General features: G+C 72.8%; 4 protein-coding genes. 2 read left to right on the top strand and 2 right to left on the bottom strand.

Going from position 1 to position 4,840, the window contains the following annotated elements; all coding sequences use genetic code 11:
• Positions 1 to 1,553 (top strand): tetratricopeptide repeat protein (locus JHN45_RS50430; RefSeq protein WP_236585000.1); only part of this gene is annotated, 1,553 nt, incomplete at its 5' end.
• A gap of 10 nt (positions 1,554 to 1,563) precedes the next feature.
• Here the strand turns inward: JHN45_RS50430 and JHN45_RS50435 are convergent.
• Complete coding sequence (locus JHN45_RS50435) at positions 1,564 to 3,264, bottom strand: bifunctional 3'-5' exonuclease/DNA polymerase (protein ID WP_201056191.1); 1,701 nt, start codon at positions 3,262 to 3,264, stop codon at positions 1,564 to 1,566.
• Positions 3,265 to 3,527: 263 nt separating this feature from the next.
• On the opposite strand from JHN45_RS50435, the gene JHN45_RS50440 reads away from it, so the two are divergent.
• Positions 3,528 to 4,067, top strand: coding sequence for a Uma2 family endonuclease (locus JHN45_RS50440; protein ID WP_019070249.1), 540 nt, complete (start codon positions 3,528 to 3,530; stop codon positions 4,065 to 4,067).
• A 10-nt stretch (positions 4,068 to 4,077) separates the two neighbouring features.
• On the opposite strand, the gene JHN45_RS50445 is transcribed toward JHN45_RS50440, so the two are convergent.
• A complete protein-coding gene (locus tag JHN45_RS50445) occupies positions 4,078 to 4,794 on the bottom strand; it encodes a Clp protease N-terminal domain-containing protein (protein WP_201056192.1) in 717 nt (238 codons plus the stop codon).
• Between the last annotated feature and the right edge of the window lie 46 nt (positions 4,795 to 4,840).

Raw genomic sequence — 4,840 nt, forward strand, 5'->3', positions numbered from 1 at the left:
CGGCGGACGGGTCGCGTGCCGGCGCTGCGACGGGTGAGCTGCGCGGTGACATCGCGGCGGCCGATTCGCGCGGTGACGGCGCTGTGCTTGGGCTGTCCGGTTACGCCCTGGCGGCGGGGGCGCGTGGCGATGTTCCCGTAGCCGAGCAGGCCGGTGGCGTTGCGGGAGCCGGGCCGTACGGTGACGTCACGGCGGACGGGTCGCGTGCCGGCGCTGCGACGGGTGAGCTGCGCGGTGACATCGCGGCGGCCGATTCGCGCGGTGACGGCGCTGCGCTCGGGCTGTCCGGTTACGCCGTGGCGGACAGGCCGCGTGTCGACGGCGGGGTGGCCGAGCCGCGCAGCGGTGTCACGGCGGGCGGCCCGCGCGGCGGCACCGTAGGGGCGGCCGAGCGGGCCGGCGACCTCGTCGACGTCGCCCTCGGCTGGTACGCCGCCGTCGCCGAGCGGACCCTCACCGCGATCGTCGAACCGGGGCTCGACCAGGACGACCGGCGGCGGGCGACCGCCGCGCAGCTCCCCGGGCATGCGGCGGAGGTGGCGGCCGTCGCTCCCTTCCGGGGTTCCCAGGAGGCGTTCGTCTGGGGGGACTTGGAGTTGGAGAACGTGGTGACGCTGGTCAGCCGGTACGGCGACAGCCTCGACCACCGCAGAAACGCCCAGGTCTCGACACTCGTCCGGCTGCTCTTCCCGTATGTGCTGCGCGGTGGACGGGTCGCCGAGATGGAGGTGCTCGGGCGGGTCGGTCTGGGCGCGGCGCGGCGGCTCGGGGACGACGCGGCGGAGGCGTACGCGCTGGGTGATCTCGCCGGGCTGCACTTTCTGACCGGGCGGCAGAGCGAGGCCCTCACTCTTAATGATCAGGCGCTGGCGATCTGGTGGCGGCTCGACGCGACCTCCTGGATCCGCCGGTGTCTCAACAACCGGGGTCTCCTCCTCGAAGGCCTGGGCCGGCACGCCGAGTCCGGGGTCGCGCTGCGCCAGAGCCTCGCGTACTCACGGCAGTTGGACGATCCGTACGGCGAGGCCGTGACCTACAGCCATCTCGGCAACCTGTACGAGCACACCGACCCGCGCGCCGCCATCGAGCAGCACCGGCGTTCGCTGGCCATCGGCGTCGGGATCGGCGCGGTGATCGTGCAGCACTCCGCGCACTGCAACATCGGCTACGCCCACCTCGCCCTCGGCGAACCGGCCGCCGCTCTGCCGCACTTCGAGGAGAGCCTGCGCATCCTCGGCGACCTCGGCGACTGGCACGGCGAGTCGCAGACCCGGCTCGGCCTGGTACGGGCGCTGCGGCTGCTCGGCCGGACCGAGGCCGCCGACGCCGAGTGCGCGGAACTGCTGCGCCGCGCGGACGCCCGCGCCGACCGTTACATGGGCGGCCTCGCCCGGCACCAACTCGGCCTGCTGCTACGGGAACAGGGGCGCGCGGAGGAGGCGTACGAGGAGTGGCGAACCGCCCTTGGCGCGCTCGACGGGACGGACGAGAAGGCGGTCGTGGAGGAGTTGGGCGAGCTGTTGTCGCAGGGTGACGCGCGTCGACCGTCGTAGCGCTCGTTCGTCATTTCGCGTCGGCGTAGCACTCCACGACCGCGACGGTGAACGGGAAGCGGACCGGTGTCTCCCCGAACGTCAGGCGTCCGGCCAGGTCGGCCGCCTCACGTATCGCGGCGGCCACGGTCTCGGCCTCCTCCCGCGGGCAGTGCACGATCACCTCGTCGTGCTGGAAGAAGACCAGCTCGGCCGCCAGCTCCGCACAGGACCGCCGGAGCGCGGCGAGCATCAGCAGGGCCCAGTCGGCGGCGCTGCCCTGGACGACGAAGTTGCGCGCGAAGCGGCCCCGGGCGCGGGAGTTGGTGGAGGCGTAGCCGGGCACCCAGCCCTGGTCGGCGGGGGAGGAGCCGGTGGCGGCGGGGTCGTCCTGCGGGATGCCCGCCTCCTCCGCCGCGTCCTCGCCGCCGGCCACCGGCGGGCAGGTCCGGCCCAGCCAGGTCCGCACGAGCCGCCCCTCCTCACCGGCCCGCGCGGCCTCGTCGACGTACGCCACCGCCTTGGGGAACCGGCGTCGTAGCGCGGCGAGGTTCTTGAGGCCGTCGCCGGAGGTCTGGCCGTAGACCGCGCCGAGCACCGCGATCTTGGCCTGGTCGCGGTCGCCGGAGAAGGCGCGGTCGGACACGGACTGGTAGAGGTCGGTGGGGCGGCCGGCCACCTCCATCAGCCCGGGGTCGCGGGAGATCGCGGCGAGCACCCGGGGTTCCATCTGGTCGGCGTCGGCGACGACGAGCCGCCAGCCCGGGTCGGCGACCACCGCGCGCCGGATGATTTTGGGGATCTGCAGCCCGCCCCCGCCGTTGGTGACCCAGCGCCCGGTGACGGTCCCGCCGGCCAGGAACTCGGGCCGGAACCGGCCGTCCCGCACCCAGTCCTGCAGCCAGGACCAGCCGTGGGCGACCCAGATCCGGTACAGCTTCTTGTACTCCAGCAGCGGTTTCACCGCCGGGTGGTCGAGGGACTGGATCTCCCAGCGCCGGGTCGACCTGACCTTGATGCCGGCCTGCGCGAAGGCCTTGACGACGTCCGCGGGCAGATCCGGCCGCACCCGTCTCCCGAACGCTGCGGACACCTCGTCCGCCAGCTCGGCGAGCCGCCGCGGCTCGCCGCCCCCGGCGTACCGCTCGCCCAGCAACTCGTGCAGCAGCTCCCGGTGCACGTCGGCGCTCCACGGCAGCCCCGACCGGTTCATCTCGGCGGCGACCAGCATGCCCGCCGACTCCGACGCGGTGAGCAGCCGCATCCGGTCGGGGTGCTCGGTGGTGTCGTGCCGCCGCTGCTGCTCGGCGTACACGGCGAGGAGGTCGGCGAGGGGGAGGTGGACGCTCTGCGGTTCGAAGAGGGAGGACTGCGAGCCGGGTTCGGCGGCCCGCTGCGGTGGATCCGGCGGTACGGGTCCGCCGCGCAGCCGGGCCAGCGCGGCGGCGGCCGACCGCGGCTCGCCGTGCCGTCCCTCGTGGCCGAGCAGCAGGGTCTCGGCGTCCTCCACGTCGTAGCACCGCTCCACCCGCACCCCCGCGGCGAGCAGCGCGGGATACACCTCGGCGGTGGACCGCCACACCCATCGGCTCACGTCGGGCCGCCCGCGCACGGCCTCGACCAGATCCGGCTCCCACCGCACGGCCCCCGGCCCGGGCAGCCCGTCGGGACCGAGGGCGGCGACCTCGACACCACCGCCCTCGGCCGGGGCGAGCGCCCAGCGATCGGTCATGTTCGCGAGTGTGGCACGCAGGTCTGACAACGGCCCCGACCTGCGCGAACCGGCTCGCGGGCGAGGCATCTCCGAGCGGCTCCGAGCGCCTCCGAGCGAAGAAACGTCACGCGCACACTCGTACGAGTGACGCATCACGAGATCGCGGGCGGCCCTCTCGCCTACGCTGACAGGGTCGCTCCGTACGAAGGAGGTCCGCCGTGGCACTGACCGCCCCAGAACGCCGACTGAGCCCTCATCCGAGTCCGACGGAGGAGAGGCGCATGGACGCGTCCGTCGAGGCCGCCTTCGATGCGTTCGACGCCGCCGCCCCGGAGGGCTGGCGCGTGGAGTTGATCGAAGGGAAGATCCACGTGGTGCCTCCGGCCAATGGGGAGCATGAAGAGATCGTGTCCGAGGTCACCGGCCAGGTCCGGGACCATCGAAAGGAATACGGTCGTTACACCGGCCTCGGTCTGCACGTCCCAGGAGCGTCCGACACCGGCAAGGTCATCCCCGACCTGGTGATCGCCCCGAAGGGCAGTTTCGCCGACGACCAGCGCTATCACGACCCCGCGCCGGTCGTGCTCGTCGGCGAGGTGACCTCCGAGTCCACCGCGGCCAACGACCGCGGGCCCAAACTCCGCGGTTACGCCCGCGCGGGCATCCCCTGCTACCTGCTGATCGACCGCGAGGCCGGGACGGTCATCGTCTACAGCGAGCCCTCCGAGGACCGTTACACGCGTGCCGCCGAGATCGAGATCTCCAAGACCGTGGCGCTGCCGGAGCCGCTCGGGTTCGACCTCGACACCAGCCAGTTCTGAGGTCGGCCCGTCAGCCCTGGAGCCGGTGCAGCATCTCGGCGATGTGCCGTTCGGACGTGGGCTTGTCGATGCCCAGGCCGTTGAGCACGCCCTCGCCGTTCTCGTGCTCCAGCAGGGCGAGCAGGATGTGTTCGGTTCCGATGTAGTTGTGGCCCAGGCGCAGGGCCTCGCGGAAGGTGAGTTCCAGGACCTTCTTGGCGTCGGGGCCGTAGGGGACGAGGTCCGGGACCTCGTCGGCGGCCGGCGGCAGCGCCGCGGTCGCCGCCTGGCGTACGGCGTCCAGGAGGACCCCCTGTGCGGTGATCGCCTTGCCCGCGAGGGCGTCCGGTTCGGCGAGCAGACCGAGGACGAGGTGTTCGGGGCGGCCCTCGGGGTTGCGGGCGGCGATGGCCTCGTTGTGGGCGGCCATCACCACGTTGCGGGCCCGGACGGTGTACCGGCTGAACCCCTGGCTCAGGTCGAGGTCCGCGGACTCCTTGGCCACGAAGCGCTTCTGCGCGGCCTGGCGGGTGACGCCCATGCTCCTGCCGATGTCGGTCCAGGAGGCGCCCGAGCGCCGGGCCTGGTCCACGAAGTGGCCTATCAGGTGGTCGGCCACGTCGCCCAGGTGGTCGGCGGCGATGACCGCGTCCTGGAGCTGGTCGAGCGGCGCGGGGTGGACCTTCTTGATGGCCGCGATGAGGTCGTCGAGACGTACGGACGAGGTGACGTTCGGATCGGTCGTCATGTGTCAACCGTAGGTTGACAGTCTCCGACCGTCAACCCCGGGTTGA

The organism is Streptomyces sp. MBT53 (assembly GCF_016654115.1).
Taxonomy (GTDB): domain Bacteria; phylum Actinomycetota; class Actinomycetes; order Streptomycetales; family Streptomycetaceae; genus Streptomyces.

What these genes read in the sequence shown, in the direction of transcription:
- JHN45_RS50435 (WP_201056191.1), bottom strand. Translation starts at nt 3,264, where the DNA reads ATGACCGATCGCTGGGCGCTCGCCCCGGCCGAGGGCGGTGGTGTCGAG.
- JHN45_RS50440 (WP_019070249.1), top strand. Translation starts at nt 3,528, where the DNA reads ATGGACGCGTCCGTCGAGGCCGCCTTCGATGCGTTCGACGCCGCCGCC.
- JHN45_RS50445 (WP_201056192.1), bottom strand. Translation starts at nt 4,794, where the DNA reads ATGACGACCGATCCGAACGTCACCTCGTCCGTACGTCTCGACGACCTC.